Source organism: Lacticaseibacillus suihuaensis (assembly GCF_054785075.1).
This window is the reverse complement of record NZ_BAAGBJ010000006.1, coordinates 130,311-149,713: the sequence shown is the minus strand read 5'-3', so window position 1 is coordinate 149,713 and position 19,403 is coordinate 130,311. Positions and strand designations below refer to the sequence as shown.

Genomic DNA, 19,403 nt, shown 5'->3' with positions numbered 1-19,403 from the left:
CGTCGCGGTTGGGCGACGGGTTGGTCGGTGCTTGGCGTTATTAATTCGTTCGCCGCGGTGGCGCGGTGTTCAGGCCGCGCCATTGCGCGAGCCGGCGGCCGACGAAACCGGTGGGGCAGCCCGGCGGCGGTCACCGGGGCAATTGCCACGGCGGTGTCTTGGGCCGCCGCCGGTGCTAACCCCGCGACCGCGAATCGGCCAGCGTGACGCGCGGCGGCCGGTTGGCCCCGGCGCCGCCGTTATTTTTCGGCCGCGGCGGCCGCGGTGCGAGCCGCGTCGCGTTCGAGGATTGGGCGCAAGTAGATTCCGGTGTAGCTCTTGGTGTTTTGCGCGATGGTCTCCGGGGTGCCGGTGGCGATTACCGTGCCGCCGCCGTCGCCGCCTTCCGGTCCCAGGTCGATCAGCCAGTCGGCGGTCTTGATCACGTCCAGGTTGTGCTCGATTACAAGCACCGTGTTGCCCTCGTCGACCAGGCGCTGCAAGACGCCCAGCAGCCGGCGGATGTCGTCGGTGTGCAGGCCGGTGGTCGGCTCGTCGAGGATGTAGAAGTTCTTGCCGGTCGAGAGCTTTTGCAGCTCGGAGGCGAGCTTCATGCGCTGGGCCTCGCCGCCGGACAGCGTGGTGGCGCTTTGGCCCATGGTGACGTAGCCCAGGCCGACGTCGACGATGGTTTGCAGCTTCCGGGCGATTTTGGGAATCGGGGCGAAGAACTTGACCGCCTCGTCAACCGTCATGTCGAGGATTTCCGCGATGTTTTTGCCCTTGTAGGTGACCTCGAGGGTCTCGGAGTTGTAGCGCTTGCCGTGGCAGACCTCGCACGGCACGTAGACGTCGGGCAGGAAGTTCATCTCGATTTTGATGATGCCGTCGCCCTTGCAGTTCTCGCAGCGGCCGCCCTTGACGTTGAAGGAAAAGCGCCCCTGCGAGTAGCCGCGCAGCTTGGCCTCTTGAGTCTGGGCCATCAAGGCGCGGATGTCGTTGAACACGCCGGTATAAGTCGCCGGGTTGCTCCGCGGGGTGCGGCCGATCGGGCTTTGGTCGATGTCGACTAGCTTTTCAATCTGGTCGTAGCCCTCGATGCGGTCGTAGGCGCCGGGTTTTTCGGAGTTGCGATAGAGCTTTTGGGCCAGCACCCGCTTGAGGATGCCGTTGACCAGCGTCGACTTGCCCGAGCCGGAGACGCCGGTAACGGCGATGAACTTGCCCAGGGGGAATTCGACGTCGATGTGCTTGAGGTTGTTGGCCGCGGCACCAAAGAGGCGGATCGATTCGCCGTTGCCGGCGCGGCGCTTGGTCGGCACCGGGATGAACTTCTTGCCGGCCAGGTACTGCCCGGTCAAAGACTTGGTCGAGCGCATCACCTGCTTGGGGGTGCCGGCGGCCATGATGCGACCGCCGTTGTCGCCGGCGCCGGGACCGACGTCGACCAGGTAGTCGGCGGCGAGCATCGTGTCCTCGTCGTGCTCGACCACGATCAGCGTGTTGCCCAAGTCGCGCATTTTCTTCAGCGAGCGAATCAGCCGGTCGTTGTCGCGCTGGTGCAGGCCGATCGACGGCTCGTCGAGGATGTACATCACCCCGGACAAGTTGGAGCCGATCTGGGTGGCCAGGCGGATGCGCTGGGCCTCCCCGCCGGACAGGGTGCCGGCGGCGCGGCTCAGGGTCAGGTAATCCAGGCCGACGTTTTTGAGGAAGGTCAGCCGGTCGGCGACCTCCTTGACGATTGGCTGGGCGATTACCTTCTCGTTGTCAGACAGCGTGATGCCTTGGTAAAACGGCAGCGCATCCTTGATCGACATGTCGGAGGCCTCGGCGATGTCGTGGCCCTCGACCTTGACGGCCAGGGCCTGGCGGTTCAGCCGCTTGCCGTGGCAAACCGGGCAGACCAAGGCGGTCATGTACTGGCGCATCTGATCGGAGCCGAACGCGTAGTTGTTGGAGTGGTAGCGCCGCTCGACGTTGTTGAGCACCCCTTCGAACGGCACGTCTTGGTCCTTGACGCCGCCGAAGTCGCTGTGGCTGTGGAAGTGGAAGACCTTGCCGTGGCTGCCGTTCAAAATAAGGTCTTGCTGACGTTCGGTCAGCTTGCCAAAGGGCTTGTCCATCGGCACCTTGAAGGCCTTAGCCGCCTGTTCCAGCATCGACGGGTAGTAAACAGAGGTGGCCGACGACCAAGGCGCAATCGCCCCTTCCGCCAGCGTCTTGTCGCGATCCGGCACCACTAAGTCGACGTCGACCGTCAGCTTTTGGCCCAGGCCGTCGCACTCCGGGCAGGCCCCGAACGGCGCGTTGAAGGAGAACAGGCGCGGCTCCAAGACGCCGATGGTGAAGCCGCACAGCGGGCAGGCGAAGTGCTCGGAAAACACTAGCGGGTCTCCGCCAATCACGTCGACGGTGGCGTAACCTTCGGCCAGGCGCAACGCCGCTTCGAACGAGTCAAAGAGGCGCGAGCGAACCTCGGGCTTGGTCACGATGCGGTCGATCACGATGTCGATGTCGTGGAACTTGTTTTTGTCCAGCTCCAAAGCAGCGGTCGCGTCCATCACCTCACCGTCGACGCGCATCCGCACGTAGCCTTCCCGGACGATCTTTTCCAGGACCTTCTTGTGGCTACCCTTCTTGTGGCGAACGATCGGGCTGAGAATCTGGATGCGGGTCTTGTCCGGGAGTTTTTGAACCCGGTCGACCATCTGCTCGACGCTTTGGGACACGATCGGGGTGCCGTCGTTGGGGCAGATCGGGTGGCCGATTCGCGCCCACAGCAGGCGCAGGTAGTCGTTGATCTCGGTCACCGTGCCGACGGTACTGCGCGGGTTCTTGCTGGTGGTTTTTTGGTCGATCGAAATGGCGGGGCTCAGCCCGTCGATCGAGTCGACATCCGGCTTGTCCATCTGGCCCAGAAACTGCCGGGCGTACGCCGACAGGCTCTCGACGTAGCGGCGCTGCCCTTCCGCGTAAAGCGTGTCGAAGGCCAGGCTGGACTTGCCGGAGCCCGACAGCCCGGTCATCACGACCAGCTTGTTGCGGGGAATCGTCACGTCGACGTTCTTCAGGTTATGCGCCCGAGCGCCGTGAATCACAATTTTATCGTTTGCCATTTGTTCACTCTGCTTCCAATTCTAGGATCGTGTCGCGCAGCGTTGCTGCCTGCTCGAAGTCGAGCTTCTTGGCCGCCGCCTGCATCTGGCTGCGCAGGTTGGCGACCAGCTGCTTTTTCTCCGCCTTGGTCATGTCGTGCAGGTCGACCTCGGCGAAGCTCTTGTCCTTGTCCGTCTCGTCCTTGCCGCTGGTGTCTAGGCTATGAATCGAGTCGCGGATCGGCTTGATGATGGTCTTGGGCGTGATGTGGTGCGCTTCGTTGAAGGCCTCTTGAATCTCGCGGCGCCGCCGGGTCTCCTTGATCGCGGCGTCCATCGAGTCGGTGACCTTGTCGGCGTACATGATGACCTTGCCGTGGGCGTTACGGCTGGCGCGGCCGATGGTCTGAATCAAAGACCGCTCCGCGCGAAGGAAGCCTTCCTTGTCGGCGTCTAGAATCGCGATCAACGACACCTCGGGGACATCGATCCCTTCACGCAGCAGGTTGATGCCGATCAGCACGTCGAACTTGCCCAGCCGCAGGTCGCGGATGATCTCCGTTCGCTCCAGGGTCTTGATGTCCGAATGCAGGTACTTGACCTTGATGCCCAGCTCTTTAAGGTAATCCGTCAGGTCCTCGGCCATTTTCTTGGTCAAGGTCGTGATGAACACCCGCTCGTGCTTCTCGACGCGAACGTTGATCTCGGACACCAGGTCGTCGATCTGGCCCATGATCGGCCGCACCTCGATGGTCGGATCCAGCAGGCCGGTCGGGCGAATAATCTGCTCGGCAATCTGGGACTTGGGGACCCGGTCCATCTCGTAAGGGCCCGGCGTCGCCGAAACGTAGAGAATCTGATTGACGTGCGACTCGAACTCCGGCAGCTTCAGCGGCCGGTTGTCCAAGGCGCTGGGCAGGCGGAAGCCGTAGTCGATCAAGGTCTGCTTCCGGGCCCGGTCGCCGTTGTACATCCCCCGCACCTGCGGCATCGTGACGTGGCTTTCGTCGACCATTATCATGAAGTCCTTGGGGAAAAAGTCCAGCAGGGTGTACGGCGGCTCGCCGGCCTTGCGCCCTTCCATGTGGCGCGAGTAGTTCTCGATGCCGTTGGTGTAGCCCATCTCCCGCAGCATCTCGATGTCGTAGGTCGTGCGTTGGTCCAGCCGCTGGGCCTCCAGCAGCTTGCCGGCGTCGGTCAGCTCCTTGAGCCGTTCTTCCAGCTCCTTGGAGATGCTTTCGATCCCGTGCTCCAGCTGGTCGTCGGAGGTCATGAAGTGCGTCGCCGGGAAAATCGCGACGTGTTCGCGCTCGCCGACCACCTCGCCGGTCAGCGCGTCGACCTCGGTGATGCGATCGATTTCGTCGCCGAAGAACTCGACGCGAATCGCGTGGTCGTCGCGGCTGGCCGGGAAGATCTCGACCACATCGCCGCGAACGCGGAAGCGACCGCGCTGAAAGTCGATGTCGTTGCGGTCGAACTGGATGTCGACCAGCTGGCGCAAAAGCGTGTTGCGGTCGATTTCCATGCCGGTGCGTAGCGACAGCACGTGGTCGCGGTACTCGTCCGGGCTGCCCAGGCCAAAGATCGAGGACACCGAGGCGACCACAATCACGTCGTTGCGCTCGAGCAAGGCGGAAGTCGCGCTGTGGCGCAGCTTATCGATCTCGTCGTTGATCGCCGAGTCCTTTTCGATGTAGGTGTCCGAGCTTGGCACGTAGGCCTCGGGCTGGTAGTAATCGTAGTAGGACACGAAGTACTCGACCGCATTGTGCGGGAAGAACTCCTTGAACTCGCCGTACAGCTGGCCGGCCAGGGTCTTGTTGTGCGACAAGATCAGAGTCGGCCGGTTGCGCTTGGCGATTACCTGCGCCATCGTGAAGGTCTTCCCGGTCCCGGTCGCCCCCAGCAGGATCTGCTCCTTCTCCCCGGCCTCAAAGCCGGCGGTCAGCTTGGTGATCGCCTGCGGCTGGTCCCCGGCCGGCCCGTAAGGCGCGACCAGGTCGAATTTGCGGTTTGCCATGCGTTCGATCATTGCGATTCCTCCCGTACCCAAGATTGTGGCGTCATGTTTGACGCGATAAAAAAGTCGGAACCGAAATTCCAACTTCTGACTGGTACTTATTATAGCATAGCGAACATACTTTCGCGACCCGTTTCGGCAGTCGCGGTTGCGGCCCGGTCGCCGACCAGTTAGGGCCCAGTGACCGGCCTGGTTGCCAGCGGCGAGCGCGTGCCGCCACCGCATGGCCGCCTCGCCGTCCCTTCGCGCCGGTTACCAGGTCGCGGGTCGCCGCGGCGGTCGCCCCGGCGCCGCTAGGCTACTGCTTGTCCATGATCGCGCGGGTCAGCTTGGTCAGCATGTCGCGGTCGGCGAACTCCTCGTTGAGCATGTCCGGCAGGATGTCCTTGAGGAAGTACTGCACGGAAGGCCGCGTTGCAAAGGACATGATCACCGCCAGGCTTTCGGTGTAGATGCTGACGAAGACTCGCTCCGGGTTGCCCTTCTCGATTTCGCCGAAGGATTCGTACAACAGGTCGACCTTGTCGGCGATGCTCAGAATCTCGCCTTCCAGCGTGTTGTCCTTGCCTTCCGACAGGCGCCGCCGGTAGGCCTCTTGGAACTCGGCGGGGATCTCGTTTTGGATGAAGTTCTCCGTCAGGGATTCCTCGACGTCGGCCAGCATCGCCCGCAGCGCCGGGGTGGCGTACTTGACCGGGGTCTTGATGTCGCCGATGAAGCGCTCGGTGTAGTCGTGGTTCAGCGCCTTTTCGTACAGGCGCTGCCAGTTGACCGTGTTGCCGGCGTTCTCCTCGATGTCGCCCAGCAGCTGGGCAATCTCGGCGACCTTGAAGCTGTGAGCCGCCACGCTGTGCTCCGCGTACTTGAAAAATCCCGGCGCCCGGCGCAGCGTCTCTAAGTTGTTGAGTCCCTGAATGAACTGGTGCATCCCCATGTCTTGTAGCCTCCTAGGTAAATTTTTACTATGCTATCACCAACCGGCCGGCGATGCAAGTGAGAATTGCTGACAAAATGCCTTGCATCCCCGGGCGCCCTTAGTTAAGCTCGACGTAATCACGCAAAAAGGAAGTCACGCCATGCCGACCTTTACCCTTGCCACCACCGCCGACCTGCCGGCGATCGTCGCCATCTACAACGCCGCGATTCCCGGCCGCCTCGCCACCGCAGACCTCGAGCCGGTGACCGTCGGAGCCAAAGCCGCCTGGTTCGCCCAGTTCAACGCCGAACGCCGCCCCATCTGGCTGATTCACGACGGCGCCGCCTTAGCCGGCTGGGTCAGCCTGGAGAACTTCTACGGGCGGCCGGCCTACGCCCACACCGCCGAAATCAGCATCTACCTAGACCCAGCCTGCCAGCACCGCCACCTCGGCCAGGCGGCGCTGGATTTTGTCTTCACCCAGCTCACGCGACTGGACCTTGACACCATCGTTGCCTTCGTGTTCCACCACAACCAAGCGAGCCAGCGCCTGTTTGCCAGGAACGGCTTTGCCACTTGGGGCCACCTGCCTGAGGTCGCCTTGATAGACGGGGTGCGACGCGACCTGGATATCTTGGGTCGCCGCTTCGATGCCTAAAAAAAATCACCCCGCGGGGTGATTTTTTAGTGGCGCGACTTATTCCTGACGAAAGGCGGTCAGCGCGGCCTCGAAGTCGGCGAGCTTCTGCTCGGCCGCCGCCTTGTGCTCGGCGCTGGTGCCGACGTAAAACTTCACCTTAGGCTCGGTGCCGGACGGCCGAATGGCGATCCAGGTGCCGTCTTGCAGCACGTACTTCAAGACGTCGGACACCGGCATGGCGATCGCCTGCTTAGTGCCGTCGGCCTTGGTCGTGGTTTGAGCCTTGTAGTCTTGAACCTCGGCCACGGCGACGCCGGCGAAGTCTTTTGGCTGGTGCTCGCGGAACTTGGTCATCAACGCGGCCATCTGCGCCGCGCCATCGACGCCTTCAAAGTCGACCCCCACCGTCTTTTCGGCGAAGTAGCCGTACTTTTGGTAAAGCGCCTGGATGCCGTCCCACAGGGTCATGTTGCGGCTCTTGTAGTAGGCCGCAACCTCGGCGAGCAGCACGGTGGACTGAATCGCGTCCTTGTCCCGCACGAACGGCTTGATCAGGTAGCCGTAGCTTTCCTCGAAGCCGAACAGGAACTCGTGGCTGCCGGTTTCCTCGTACTGCTTGATCTGATCGCCGATGAACTTGAAGCCGGTTTCGACGTTGATCATCGCGACGCCGTAGTCCCTGGCAATCGCCGTGGCCAGCTCGGTGGACACGATGGACTTGACCACCGCCCCGTTGACCGGCAGGGTGCCGGCCGCCCGCCGCGCCTCCAAAATGTAGTGGAGCAGGAGGCTGGCAATCTGGTTGCCGGTCAACAGCTGGTAGTGATCGCCGGTCCACACCGCGGTGCCGAGGCGATCGGCGTCGGGGTCCGTGGCGATCAAAACGTCGGCCTGGCTCTTTTTGCCCAGCGCGATGGCCATGTCAAAGGCCTGCGCGAATTCCGGGTTCGGGAACGGCACGGTGGCGAACTCGGGGTCGGCCACCGCCTGCTTGGCCACCAGCTGGAAGTTGGCGAAGCCGGCGTTGCGCAGCACCATCTGGGCCGGGATGCGGCCGGTGCCGTGAAGCGGGGTGTAAACCAGGCTCATGTCCTTGCCGGTGGTCGCAATCAGGTCGTGGTTGATGGTGACCGTGGCGACCTGCGCGTAGTAGGCCTCATCGACGTCCTCGCCGATCGGGGTCAAAAGCTTCTGGCGCCGCAGCTCGTGGACGTCAAGCGCCTTGATGGCGAACAGATCCGTCACCGACCGAACGTACTCGGTGATGCGGTCGGATTCCTCCGGTGGCATCTGGCCGCCGTCCGGCCCGTAGATCTTGTAGCCGTTGTAGGCCTTCGGGTTGTGGCTGGCCGTGATCATGATGCCGGCGTAAGTCTTGAGGTACCGCACCGCAAAGGACAGCTCCGGCGTCGGGCGCAGGCTGTCGAACACGAAGCTTGGAATGCCATGCGCCCCCAAGACCCCGGCCGCCTCCTGGGCGAACGCGGTGCTTTCGTAGCGCGAGTCAAAACTGATCGCCACGCCGGCCTGCTTTTGCGCCGCCGGCAGGGTGTCCATGAACCGGGCCAGCCCCTCGGTCGCCTGCCGCACCGTGTACAGGTTGATGCGGCCGATGCCGGCCCCGATGATACCGCGCATGCCCGCGGTCCCAAAGGCCATCGGGGCGGAGAAGGCGGCCTCTTGAGTCTCGGGGTCGTCGGCCATCGCCAGCACCTCTTGCCTCATTCGTGGGTCGATGCCCGTCGCGTCTGCCCAGACAGCGTAGTTCTCTTTGTAACCCATAAGCTCAACTCCTATTCATTGTCGTGCCGGTGCCACCACCGGTCATCTCGCTTAGATTATCTCACTTGAGAAAGACCAGTCAACAAATAAGCGCGATTCTCACCAAGCTTTCGCCGGCCGCTTGCGGCTTACCGGTGGTTCCCGGTGCTGGGTAGACCAATGCTGGCTGGCCACCTCGCGCCACCCGCCTTCAGCCGCCCCGCCACACGCAAAGGACACCGCGGGTTGCCCCACAGTGTCCCCGGTTGATATTGAATTGATGAACCGACCCACCGGCAGGGCAGACTGCCCCCGCCGACGGGTAGAACCGATTCAGTTGGTGTTACGCACTGTGGTGGAGCCGGCAGTTGCGGATCATTGGAGTCAAACCAGAGCCGTTTTCACTTGCGAGAATTTCTCCATCGCTAGACGCTCGCGCCCGGGACGCGGTTGACATAGGCCAACGTTCATCGGATGAGAATGATAGTCACCGTAGACTGCCTTAAGCTACGCGTCGGCCGTGCGACCGAGAGGCGCTGTTGAATTCTACGGCAATAGAATAACACCAGGCGACCGGGATTACCATTACGCCAGTGTAAATGTTAGGTAAATTTTGTGTAAATAAATAACGACAGGCGAATGCAGCGACCCAAAACGCGGCCGCCTGGAAACGCCAGACGGCCGCGTCAGCTGGTACGTGTTTAGTTGGCCGCCGGCACGGCGCCGTTCTCAAGCGTCGCGTCCTGCAGGCCCTGCAGGTAATTGAAGGCGCTTTGGCCGGCTTGGCCGCCTTCCCCGACGGCCGTGGTGATCTGGCGCAAGGTCTTGGCACGAACGTCGCCGATAGCAAAGACGCCCGGCACCTTGGTAGCCATCAGGTCGTCGGTGGGAATCCAGCCGTTCTCGTCCAGCACCCCGAGGTTCTGGAAGCTGTCGGTCAGCGGCTTGATGCCGACGTAGATGAAGACCCCGGCGGCCGGCACGGTGGTTTCCTCGCCGGTCACCTTGTCGCGGTAGACCACGCCGGTCACCTTGTTGTCATCGCCGACAATTTCCTTGACCTGGGCGTTCCAGATGAAGGACATCTTCTCGTTGGCAAAGGCCCGCTGCTGGATGATCTTCTGCGCCCGCAGCTGGTCGCGCCGGTGGATCACCGTGACCTTGGACGCCAGGCCCGTCAGGTAGAGGCCCTCTTCGACGGCGGAGTCACCGCCGCCGATCACAACGACTTCGCGGTTCTTGAAGAACGCGCCGTCGCAGACCGCGCAGTAGGACACGCCGCGGCCACCGTACTGCTCCTCGCCGGGAATGCCCAGCTTGCGGTGCTCGGCACCGGTGGCGATGATCACGGCCTTGGCCTCGTAGGTGGTTTCGTCGGTCGTCACGACCTTGACTTCACCCTTGTCGGTCACATCCGTCACGTTGCCGTACGCGTATTCTGCGCCAAACTGGGTCGCCCCGTCGTACATCTTCTGGCCGAGTTCCGGGCCGAGGATCGAGCTGAAGCCCGGGTAGTTCTCCACGGCAGCGGTGTTGTTCATCTGGCCACCGTAGATGCCGCGGTCCAGCATCAACACGGACAGGTTCGCCCGCGATGCGTAGAGGGCGGCGGTCATGCCGCCGGGCCCGGCCCCGATCACGATCACATCATAAAGCTTAGACATGGGCAAAAACTCCTTTTGGTTGGTTTGCTTACGAAAGGTAAGTATACGCGCTTTTAGTCCTGCTGTAAAGTCGTGTCGAAATCAAATTCCGGCTTGCCATCTCGCGCCATCAGGTCGGTGATCACGCTGGCAATCGGCGCGTCTTGGTACAGCACCCGGTAAATGGCGGCCGAAATCGGCATTTCGACGTCCAGCTGCGCCGCCAGCTCATGCACGACTTTGGCGGTGGAGACGCCTTCGACCACCATGCCCATGTTCTCCAGCACATCCGCCAGCTTCTGGCCCTGCCCCAGCGCGTTGCCGGCTCGCCAGTTGCGGCTGTGAACGCTGGTGCAGGTGACGATCAGGTCGCCGACGCCGGACAGGCCGATGAAGGTCAAGGGATTGGCCCCCATTTTGACGCCCAGACGGGTGATCTCGGCCAAACCGCGGGTCATCAAGGCCGCCTTGGTGTTGTCGCCGTAGCCCAGGCCGTGCAAGGCCCCGGCCCCGATGGCGATCACGTTCTTCAACGCGGCGCCGCACTCGACGCCGATCACGTCCTGGTTGGTGTAAAGGCGGAAGTAGTCGTTCATGAACGTGTCTTGAATCGACTGGGCCGCCGCCAAGTCTTTGGAGGCCGCGGTCAACGTCGTGATGTCCTTGGTCGCGACGTCTTCGGCGTGGCTCGGCCCAGAAATCACCACCAGCCCCTGGTACAGGTCGGCCGGCAGCACGGATTCAATCACCTGCGACACGCGCAGCTTGGAGCCGACCTCAAGCCCCTTGGCCGCATGGGCGATGATCGGCCGCTTGGCGGCGCCTGCCAAAAGCGGCATCACCTGCGTGGCCACGCTGCGAATCGCGTTGGTCGGCACGACGAACAAGATCACATCGGCGTCTTGCACCGCCGCGGCCAGGTCGGTTGTGGCCTGCAAGGCCTCGTGCAGGTGGAACTCCGGCAGGTAGTGGGTGTTAGTGTGTTGCTGGTTGATTTCCGGAATCTGCTTGGGATTGTTGGTCCACAGCGCGACGTCGTGCCCATTTTCCACCAACAGGTTCGCTAAGACGGTACCCCAGGAACCGGCGCCTAGTACGGCCACTTTTTTAGTCAAAAGATCACTCCTATTTTGTTTAAAGTTAAAGGTTGTTCAACTTGTTGCCATCCAGGTACCACGGCAGGTCCAACCGGCGCCGGTACCACCACATGAAGGCCGCGGCGGCGAACAAGACGATCGACAGCAGCTGCGAGACCCGCAGCCCCGGCAGCATGTACAGGCTGTCGGTTCGCATTCCCTCGACGAAGAAGCGGCCGAAGCTGTACCACATCACGTAGGACAAGAAGACCTCGCCTTGCTTGAACCAGCCCTTGTGGTGCCGGACGCTCATGATCAAGACGAAACCGGCGACGTTCCACGCGGATTCGTACAGGAAGGTCGGCTGGCGGTACGCGCCGTCGATCAGCATCTGAGACACGATGAACGGCGGCAGGTGCAGCCCTTGCAGGAAGGTCAGCGACGTCTTGGCGCCGAACGCCTCTTGGTTCATGAAGTTGCCCCAGCGCCCGATTGCCTGGGCGATCATCACGGTCGGGGCGGCGATGTCCAGGATCAGCCAGGCCGGCAACCACTTGGCGTGACAGTAGACGAGAAACACGATGACGCTTGCGATCAGCGCCCCGTAAATCGCGATGCCGCCGTGCCAGATTGCGATAATCTCGCCGGGGTGAGCCGCGTAGTACGGCCACTCGAAGGCCACGTAGTACAGCCGAGCCCCGATCAAGGCGAAGGGCAACGCCCACAGCACCAGGTTCAGGATGTGATCCTCGTTGACGTTGCGGCGCTTGGCCTCTTGCATCGCCAGGTAGGCCGCAAGCAGCACCCCGGCGGCGATGATCACGCCGTACCAGTGAACCTCAAGGCCCCCCAGGCGCAGCGCGATTGGATTCAGTGCATTGAACATCACTTGTCCTCCGAGTTCGTCTTGATCAGGTTGTTCAGGTTGCGCTCGAAGGTCTTGGTCGCGTCAAAGCCCATGGACTTAGCGCGGAAGTTCATCGCCGCGACCTCGATAATCGAGGCCAGGTTGCGGCCGACCTTGACCGGAATGGTGATCTTCGGCACGGCGACGTCGAAGATCTGCTGGCTCTGCTCGCCGGAGCCCAGGCGGTCGAACTGCTTGTCCGGCGTCCAGTTCTCCAGGTGAACGATCAGGTCGACCGAGGCGTTGGTCCGCACCGCACCGGCCCCGAACAGGCTCATCACGTCGATGATGCCCAGGCCGCGAATCTCCAGCAGGTGGGCCAAAATGGCCGGCGCCTCGCCGATGATGGTCTGCTCGTCTTTTTGGTAGACATCGACGCGGTCGTCGGCGATCAGCCGGTGGCCGCGCTGAATCAGCTCCAGCGCGGTTTCGGACTTGCCGACCCCGGAGTCACCGGTGATCATCACGCCCAGCCCATACAGGTCGACCAAGACGCCGTGCATGCTGCGCCGCTCGGCCAGCTCGCTTTCCAAGTAATCCGTCAGCAGGCTGGACAGGCGCGTGGTGGACAGCTTGGAGCCAAGCACCGGAATGTGGGCGGCCGCGGCGGCCATCAGCATTTCGTCCAGCGGCTCGATGCCGCGCGACACCAAGAACGCCGGCGTGTCCTCGGCGGCCATGCGCTTGAGAATCACCAGCCGCTCTTCGGAAGTCATGTTCCGCGCAAAGGCGCTTTCCGTGCGACCGAACAACTGCACGCGTTCGTGCGGGTAGTAATTGAAGTACCCGGTCAGCTCCAAGCCCGGCCGCGAAATATCTGACACGACCACCTTGCGCTCATCTAGGTACGCCTCACCGCTGTACACGGTCAGGTTCGTGTCGGTCACGAGCTGGCGCACTGAAACACTTTCTACCATCGGGTCCACCTGTCTTTCGCCATAGTTTGTCTCTAATTTTATCATCGTTTGGCCTAACTTAACAGGGCCGGGGCCAAAAGCGCGGTGCGGCGGCCCTGGTGGCGCCGCTCACTGGCTGCCACCGAGGTTGATCAGCACCAGGTCGCGGTGGTCGGGCTTCAGGATTGCGTCCAGCCGATTCTGCCACATCGCCGCATCCTTCGGCAGCTCGATGGCGGCCATCATGGCGATCGCCGCTTGGCAGGTCGCGGTGCCACTGGCCACATCGCCCTGGCGAATCGCCAGCCAGCCGGCGAGGAAGCGCCGCACCAGTGCCGTGGCGCCGAAATTCGGCTCCTTTTGAAGCAGCGCCAGCACCGCGGCCGCGGCGGCAAACTCCCGCCGCGCCACAAACACCGTGAAATCCCCCACGAGCAGGTCAAAGGGCAGCGTTCGGTACCGCGCGTTGGCCTTGAGGCGGCGGCTGAGCTTGACGCCGATGGTGAGCAGGCGCAGGTTAGCCGCGGTCGGCATCATCACCATGAACAGCTGGAAGAGCTGCACCTCGTACACACCCCAGCTGTCAACCTGCTGCAGGTAGCGAATCACTGGCCCTGCCGCAGCCACGTCGGCGGTGATGTGTTCGGCCGCACTGGCCGCGAGCATCCCCTGGTAGAACAGGTAGGCGAAGTGGTGGTTGCGCGTCGGGGCGGCGCGAAAGGTCGCCTCGGCCGCGTCTTTGGCCCGGCGAATCTCGGCCAGGTTAGCGCCGCCGTATGTCCCCCGGGCCAAGAACGGCCGCAAGAAGGGCAGCTCCCGCTTAGCCAGCCACAGCTGCGCCGCATCCCCCGCCAACTCGGGCGGTTGGCCATCACGGTTGGCGGCGAACCAAAACTCGGCCGCAGCCACGTTGATGGCGGTCAAGAGCTTCATAAAATTGGTCTGCGACACGTCCGTTCGCCCCCGCTCGAAGCGCGAGACGAACGAGGCGGTCAGGCCGGTTTCCAATTCAATGTCTTGCAACGTGATGCCGCGGCTTTGGCGCATCTGGCGGTACAGCGATCCGGTTGGCATGTCCTCGCCCCACTTTATTTGTCATATATGACATTTTGAACCGACCGGCGGCGGCCGTCAACTATCATGAGGCCATACATCAATTACCGGACTACGGAGGAATCGTCATGAACATCTACCTGCACAACCGCCCATTTCGCGCCTTGGCCAACGCCAGCTTCCTGTCCAGCATCGGCTCGGTGCTGTTCAACTTTGTCTTTCTGGTTTACGCCCAGACCCTGCCGTTCAAAACCCTGGCGCTGTCGTTGGTCACCGCGATCAACTTGTTGCCGCAGCTTCTGGCCGTACCCAGCGGCTACCTGGCCGATCGCCTCGCCCCGCGGCGCCGCTTCACCGCGATGGTCGGCTTGCGGCTGGTCCAGGCCGTAGCCTACGTCGCGCTGGCCTTCATCATTCAGGCGCCGGGTACCTTGGGCCTGTTCGCCGTGCTGTTGGCCATCAACTTGGGGTCGGATCTGCTGGCCGACTTCACCGGCAACCTGGTCATGCACTACCAAAAGCACGTGTTGGCTAACCAAGATGAGTACCAGCAAGGCTTCGGGCTGCTCAGCGGTGTCGGCAACCTGATCAGCCTGGTTTTCCAGGCGCTGGGGGCCAGCCTGATTGTGCTGCTGCACCACAATTACGTCGTCTTCGGCCTGATCAACGCCGCAAGCTTCGCCTTGGCCGCCCTGGCGCTTTTGCACGACCGCGCCGTCTTTCGCGCCGCCGACCGAACCGCCCAGGATGCGCAGACCGCCGCCCCGCAGGCCATTGAATCCATGCGTCAAGGCATCGGTCACGCGCTGCGGTTCATCACCCAAGACCGCTTCTTGTTCAGCATCATCGGCCTGGCCCTGGGGGTCAACGCCTTGGGTACCGGGCTGGACGGCCTGCTCACCGTGCTTTTGGCCAACGTACCCCGGCTGTGGTTCGGCGCCAGCTTCGGCACCACCGTCGCCGTGGTCGGCGTGGCTGCAAGCCTCAGCACCACCGTCGCCGCCTTGTTCATGCACGATGGCCTGCAGCGCTGGTCGCTGCCGGCCCTGGCCGCGGTCACCATGGCGGCCTTGGCCGCCGAGTCGGCCAACCTGGTGTGGTGGCAAAACCGCGGCGCGATGGTCGCCTTAATCGTCGTGGCCTGCTACCCGGTCGGCAAAATCAACCCGCGCCTGTCTGCCGTCGTCTTGAGCCGCGTCGACGCCGCTCACCTAGCCACCGTCTCCGCCGCCATGCAGACGCTGGTGATGATCGGCGCCCCAGCCGGCACCGCCGTGTTCTTGGGCATCGCCAACCTCGCCCAACCGACCAGCGCCTGGCTGGTGTACGGCATCTGCGCCACCTTGATGGCCGCCGTCGCCGTGGCGCTGGCGCTGCACCAGCCGGCCGCCGACTGAGCGGCTGCCACCAACCAGCGGCGACCGCTTGCAAACGTCAGTGGCTGACCGCACTGGACAGGCCACGGCGCGACCAACCGCCGACACCAAATACCCCGCCTTTCCACGCGTATACGTGGTGAGGCGGGGTGTTTTGGCCGTACTCAGTTGCCGTTGGCGGTGCTGTCGTCACCGGTAGTGGTCGTCGCCTTGGTGGTCGCCACCACATCTGGGTAGCGTTCCTCCAGCAAGGAGACGGTGTAGCCGACGTCGCCACCGACGGCCAGCGTGTCCTTGTAGGCCTGCAGGATGCCGCTGTCCGGCACGGCGTTGACCGCCGCGGCCGACAGCTGGGTGCCAAAGTAGGTCAACACGGCGCTGCGAACGTCGGCGGCACTCAGGTCGTTGCCGGAAGGCGCCGTCGCGGTGGTCGTGTCCTTGCTCGAGCTCGTGTCGCTGGTCGCACCGGTGTCGCCGTCGCCACCTTGGGCCTTGGCCGCCTGCGTCCAGCTGACCTGCGGCTGATCGGTCGCGGTCGGGTCGCTGGCCTTGGCGCTGGTGCTACCCTCGTCAGCGCTGCTGGTGCTGGTCGCGGTACTGCTGGTGCTGTCGCTGGACGCAGCCGCCGTGGTGCTGGCCGACGCGGCGTCAAGTTTTTGAACCAGCGCGTCGTAATCGGCCTTGAGCCGTTTGAGGTAGTCCTGGCTCCAATCAAGCGGGGCCAGCGGCGCGAGCGTCTCCTTGGCCTGGGTGGTTTCGCCAGCATCCGCCTGGGCCTGGGCCTCCTTGAGCAGGCTGGCCGCGCGGCGGTACTTTTTAGCGACCTTGGCCAGCCGCTTGGCGTAGGCCTTGAGCTTGGTGGTCAAGGCCTTGGCGCCGTGCTTGCGCTTGAGCGCCTGTTTGACCGTCTTGTGAGCGGCAACGGGCCGGCCGGCCTGCTCCTGCGTCTGCGCCTTCAGATACGCCTTGGTCTGCGCCAGATCGGTCGCCGCGGCCTTGGTCTTCTTGGCCGCCACCGCCGCTTGGAAGTGGTCCAAGGCGCCGGCGAAGTCGTTGTGCTTGACCGCCTGCACCCCGGCTGCAAGCGCCGTTTGGTAGGTGCTTGGCTTGGTTTCGGCCGCCTTCTTGCCGCCGAAGCAGCCGGCCAAGGCGACGACCGACACCGCCAAGGCAACCGCGAGTTTGACCCATTTGCTTTTCACGCTATCACTCCTGTTCTGTCCTTATAGTTTACTACATCCCGCCGCGGATTGCGGCCGCGCAACGGAATCTTAAGGACAAAAAAACAGCCGCGGTGGCGGCTGTCTGAGGCAATTACTTGCCCAGCTTGGTCTTGTCGGTCACTTCAAGCTTGTCGTTGAAGGTGTAAACAACGGGTTCGCCGGTGGCCATTTCGAGGTTGATGATGTCTTCATCGGAAATGTTTTCGATGTACTTGGTCAAGGCACGCAGGGAATTACCATGGGCGGCGATGATCACGTTCTTGCCGGCCAGCAGGTCTGGGGCGATGTGGTCTTCCCAGAACGGAATGACACGCTCAAGGGTGACCTTGAGGTTCTCACCACCCGGCACGATGCGAGGGTCCAGGTTGGCGTAGCGGCGATCCTGCGCAGCGGAGCCTTCGTCGTCAGCGCTCAAAAGCGGTGGCAGCACGTCGTAGGAACGACGCCAGATGTGAACCTGCTCGTCGCCCCACTTCTTGGCGGCCTCGGCCTTGTTTTGGCCCTGCAAAGCGCCGTAGTGGCGTTCGTTCAGGCGCCAGGTCTTGGTTTCTGGAATCCAGAGCTGGCCGGATTCTTCCAGTGCAAAGTGCAACGTCTTGATCGCGCGGGTCAAAACAGAGGTGTACGCCTGATCGAATTCAAGGCCGGCTTCTTTGATCTTGCGACCCGCCGTCTTTGCTTCCTCAACACCTTTTTCGCTTAAGTTAACGTCGACCCAACCGGTGAACTGGTTGGACAGGTTCCATTCACTTTGACCGTGACGGATAAGCACTAATTTTGCCATCTAGAGATTACCTCGCTTTTAATTTTTGTCAGCTGGCTGACTGCTTTACATCCACTTATCATACACTATTTCTGAAAAGCGTGCTACTCAAAGTGCAGGCGCCGGCTGGTGCGGCCGCCCGGCATCTGCTACACTACGGTAAAAAAGCTCACGAAGGGACCCTCATGAAAAAATTCTGGCTTGCCATCGCCGCGCTGTGGGTGCTCAGCATCGTTTACTTCCTCGTCTACGTCAACGCCCCCGCCCTGCAGACGGCGGTCGACCAAAGCAGCGGCCTGTCGCTGCTCCACGGCATCATGGACATTTTGCTTTTGGGCGGCGGCTTCGCCCTGATCGCCCGGGGCCTGTACCGGCTGTTCCACCGCTGAGGGGCCACCGGTTAAGCCGCGCCCTGACAGCGCCGTGGCCGCCGCCGGGCGAGGCGAGGTCAGCAGCCGCGACTCGGCCGCTTGCGCCGAGTCGTCTGAGGCGCTTTTTGGCGTCATTGGGGGTATCATGACGGTATCCTGACGAAAGAAGGCGCCACCATGACCCTTGAAATCGCAAGCAGCCTGCAGAATCTGCAGTGGACCGTCGACCACCACCTGCGCCACATTCAGGCCAACCACCCCTTCGCCCGCCCAATCGCGGTGCAATACGAGCTGGCCTACACCGACTACCGCGTCGTCCAGATCGCCCTGCAGCTGGGTGGGCAGCCGGCGTTGAACGCGGCCTTGACAGCCGCTTACCAAGCCGTTCAGGCCTACGAGTGGCCGTTCATCGCCGGCGGTCCGGCCGAATTCGCCGCCCAACACGGCGAAGACGCGACCGGCTACCGCGAGGCCGTCGACACCTTCGACGCCGTGTGTGGCCAAGTGGCCGCCTGGCAGTCCGGCACCGCGACGCGCTGACGCCGAAAGCCCGGCGGCGCAACGCAAAAACCGGTTCACCCTGCCAACGCATTGGCGGCAAGGACGAACCGGTTTTTTATTTGGCGGTTGGCTTGGCCGGTGGTGCCGCCTCTTCCGGAATCTTCTTGACCCCGAGAATGTCTAAGATGAAGGTGAAGATCGGGATGCCGACGATCAGCCCCCAGGTGCCGAACAGCCGCTCGCCGACCAGCAGGACGACGAAGGTGAAAAACACCGGCAGCTTGGTGCGGCTGGACATGAACTTGGGGTTGAGCACGTAGGCCTCGAGCATGTGGATCACCAAGATCATCACGATGATCGTGATCACCCCTTGCAGCCCGTCGACCGTGAAGGCGATGATCGCCAGCGGCACCACCGAGATGATCGCGCCGGCCACGGGAATCATCGACAGCAAAAAGACCATGATGGCGAGGCTTGGCACGTTGGGCATTTTCAGCGCGATCAAAGTGATGGTCGTGATCACCGTGTTGACGATGGCGATGAAGATCTGCGCCTCGATCACGACGCCGAACGTGTTGATGAACTTCTCGGCGAAGTACTTGAGATCGGCGAAGTACCAGCCGAACGGCGAGGTCAAAAAGCGCCGGCCAAAGACCTTGAGCTCATCGATTTCAACGGTGAAAAAGAAGCTGAGAATCAACGACAGCAGCAGCGTGACCCCCATGGCGGTGATGCTGCCGGCGTATTCGAGAATCGTGTTGATCCCGGCCTGCAGCTGGGTCTTCAGGTTCATTTTGTTCAGCGAATCCAGCACCCACTGCATCGCCTGGTTGTTGGCGAACTCCTTGCTGTTGTAAAAGGTTTGAACCTGGTTGTACAGATGCACCGTCTGGTTGGCGATCACCGGCACGTAATGGATCAGGGTATACATCAGCCCCGCGACCACCAGTAGGTACAAGGGGGCGACCACCACCACCGCCTTGACGCGCAGCTTACGTCGCACCAGGTTGATCACCCGTGTCACCAAAAAGGCGAAGATGAAGGTGAGCAAAATCGTGCTCATGATGCTTCGGGCCAGCCACAATAAGACGACGACGCTGGTCATCACGGCCGCGCGGCGCAATTTTTCATTCGCAATGAATTTCTGGTAAGGTGTCATGCACAAGCTCCTCGGGTT

General features: G+C 62.4%; 16 protein-coding genes. 4 read left to right on the top strand and 12 right to left on the bottom strand.

The window, feature by feature from the left end:
* Positions 1-239: 239 nt before the first annotated feature.
* From uvrA to ACYVRZ_RS07230, 3 genes are all read right to left on the bottom strand, one after another.
* Entirely contained in the window at positions 240-3,098 is a 2,859-nt protein-coding gene (gene uvrA, locus ACYVRZ_RS07240) for an excinuclease ABC subunit UvrA (RefSeq protein ID WP_461225964.1), read from the bottom strand.
* 4 nt (positions 3,099-3,102) lie between these two features.
* Positions 3,103-5,112: an excinuclease ABC subunit UvrB gene (uvrB, locus tag ACYVRZ_RS07235; protein ID WP_461225963.1), complete on the bottom strand. Its 2,010-nt coding sequence runs from the start codon at positions 5,110-5,112 to the stop codon at positions 3,103-3,105.
* A gap of 286 nt (positions 5,113-5,398) precedes the next feature.
* Positions 5,399-6,034, bottom strand: a complete 636-nt coding sequence (locus ACYVRZ_RS07230; protein ID WP_461225962.1) for a YfbR-like 5'-deoxynucleotidase — start codon at positions 6,032-6,034, stop codon at positions 5,399-5,401.
* A gap of 142 nt (positions 6,035-6,176) precedes the next feature.
* Here ACYVRZ_RS07230 and ACYVRZ_RS07225 point away from each other — a divergent pair, with 142 nt between their 5' ends.
* On the top strand, positions 6,177-6,674 hold the full coding sequence (locus tag ACYVRZ_RS07225; RefSeq protein WP_461225961.1) for a GNAT family N-acetyltransferase: 498 nt from the start codon (positions 6,177-6,179) through the stop codon (positions 6,672-6,674).
* Positions 6,675-6,713: 39 nt separating this feature from the next.
* Here the strand turns inward: ACYVRZ_RS07225 and ACYVRZ_RS07220 are convergent, their stop codons facing one another.
* From ACYVRZ_RS07220 to ACYVRZ_RS07195, 6 genes are all read right to left on the bottom strand, one after another.
* Positions 6,714-8,381, bottom strand: coding sequence for a phospho-sugar mutase (locus tag ACYVRZ_RS07220; RefSeq protein WP_461225988.1), 1,668 nt, complete (start codon positions 8,379-8,381; stop codon positions 6,714-6,716).
* Positions 8,382-9,118: 737 nt separating this feature from the next.
* Complete coding sequence (trxB, locus tag ACYVRZ_RS07215) at positions 9,119-10,081, bottom strand: thioredoxin-disulfide reductase (protein ID WP_461225960.1); 963 nt, start codon at positions 10,079-10,081, stop codon at positions 9,119-9,121.
* Between the two features lie 53 nt (positions 10,082-10,134).
* The gene (locus ACYVRZ_RS07210; protein ID WP_262316663.1) at positions 10,135-11,175 is read right to left on the bottom strand and encodes an NAD(P)H-dependent glycerol-3-phosphate dehydrogenase; all 1,041 of its coding nucleotides are present in this window, start codon (positions 11,173-11,175) and stop codon (positions 10,135-10,137) included.
* A 25-nt stretch (positions 11,176-11,200) separates the two neighbouring features.
* Complete coding sequence (gene lgt, locus ACYVRZ_RS07205; RefSeq protein WP_461225959.1) at positions 11,201-12,022, bottom strand: prolipoprotein diacylglyceryl transferase; 822 nt, start codon at positions 12,020-12,022, stop codon at positions 11,201-11,203.
* The gene (gene hprK, locus ACYVRZ_RS07200; RefSeq protein ID WP_262316665.1) at positions 12,022-12,960 is read right to left on the bottom strand and encodes an HPr(Ser) kinase/phosphatase; all 939 of its coding nucleotides are present in this window, start codon (positions 12,958-12,960) and stop codon (positions 12,022-12,024) included. Before hprK ends, lgt begins: the two co-directional genes overlap by 1 nt.
* 108 nt (positions 12,961-13,068) lie before the next feature.
* Entirely contained in the window at positions 13,069-14,013 is a 945-nt protein-coding gene (locus ACYVRZ_RS07195; RefSeq protein WP_461225958.1) for a helix-turn-helix domain-containing protein, read from the bottom strand.
* A 107-nt stretch (positions 14,014-14,120) separates the two neighbouring features.
* Between ACYVRZ_RS07195 and ACYVRZ_RS07190 the strand changes: the two genes are divergently transcribed.
* Entirely contained in the window at positions 14,121-15,389 is a 1,269-nt protein-coding gene (locus ACYVRZ_RS07190; RefSeq protein ID WP_461225957.1) for an MFS transporter, read from the top strand.
* A 143-nt stretch (positions 15,390-15,532) separates the two neighbouring features.
* On the opposite strand, the gene ACYVRZ_RS07185 is transcribed toward ACYVRZ_RS07190, so the two are convergent.
* Positions 15,533-16,570 carry a hypothetical protein gene (locus tag ACYVRZ_RS07185; RefSeq protein ID WP_461225956.1) on the bottom strand — a complete coding sequence of 346 codons (1,038 nt, stop codon included), beginning with the start codon at positions 16,568-16,570 and terminating at the stop codon, positions 15,533-15,535.
* Positions 16,571-16,682: 112 nt separating this feature from the next.
* Complete coding sequence (locus ACYVRZ_RS07180) at positions 16,683-17,375, bottom strand: 2,3-diphosphoglycerate-dependent phosphoglycerate mutase (RefSeq protein ID WP_262316669.1); 693 nt, start codon at positions 17,373-17,375, stop codon at positions 16,683-16,685.
* Positions 17,376-17,539: 164 nt separating this feature from the next.
* Between ACYVRZ_RS07180 and ACYVRZ_RS07175 the strand changes: the two genes are divergently transcribed.
* Positions 17,540-17,743, top strand: coding sequence for a hypothetical protein (locus tag ACYVRZ_RS07175; protein ID WP_461225955.1), 204 nt, complete (start codon positions 17,540-17,542; stop codon positions 17,741-17,743).
* 159 nt (positions 17,744-17,902) lie between these two features.
* Positions 17,903-18,265 carry a hypothetical protein gene (locus tag ACYVRZ_RS07170; RefSeq protein WP_461225954.1) on the top strand — a complete coding sequence of 121 codons (363 nt, stop codon included), beginning with the start codon at positions 17,903-17,905 and terminating at the stop codon, positions 18,263-18,265.
* A gap of 76 nt (positions 18,266-18,341) precedes the next feature.
* Here ACYVRZ_RS07170 and ACYVRZ_RS07165 read toward each other — a convergent pair whose 3' ends face one another.
* Positions 18,342-19,385: an AI-2E family transporter gene (locus ACYVRZ_RS07165; protein ID WP_461225953.1), complete on the bottom strand. Its 1,044-nt coding sequence runs from the start codon at positions 19,383-19,385 to the stop codon at positions 18,342-18,344.
* Positions 19,386-19,403: the final 18 nt, after the last annotated feature.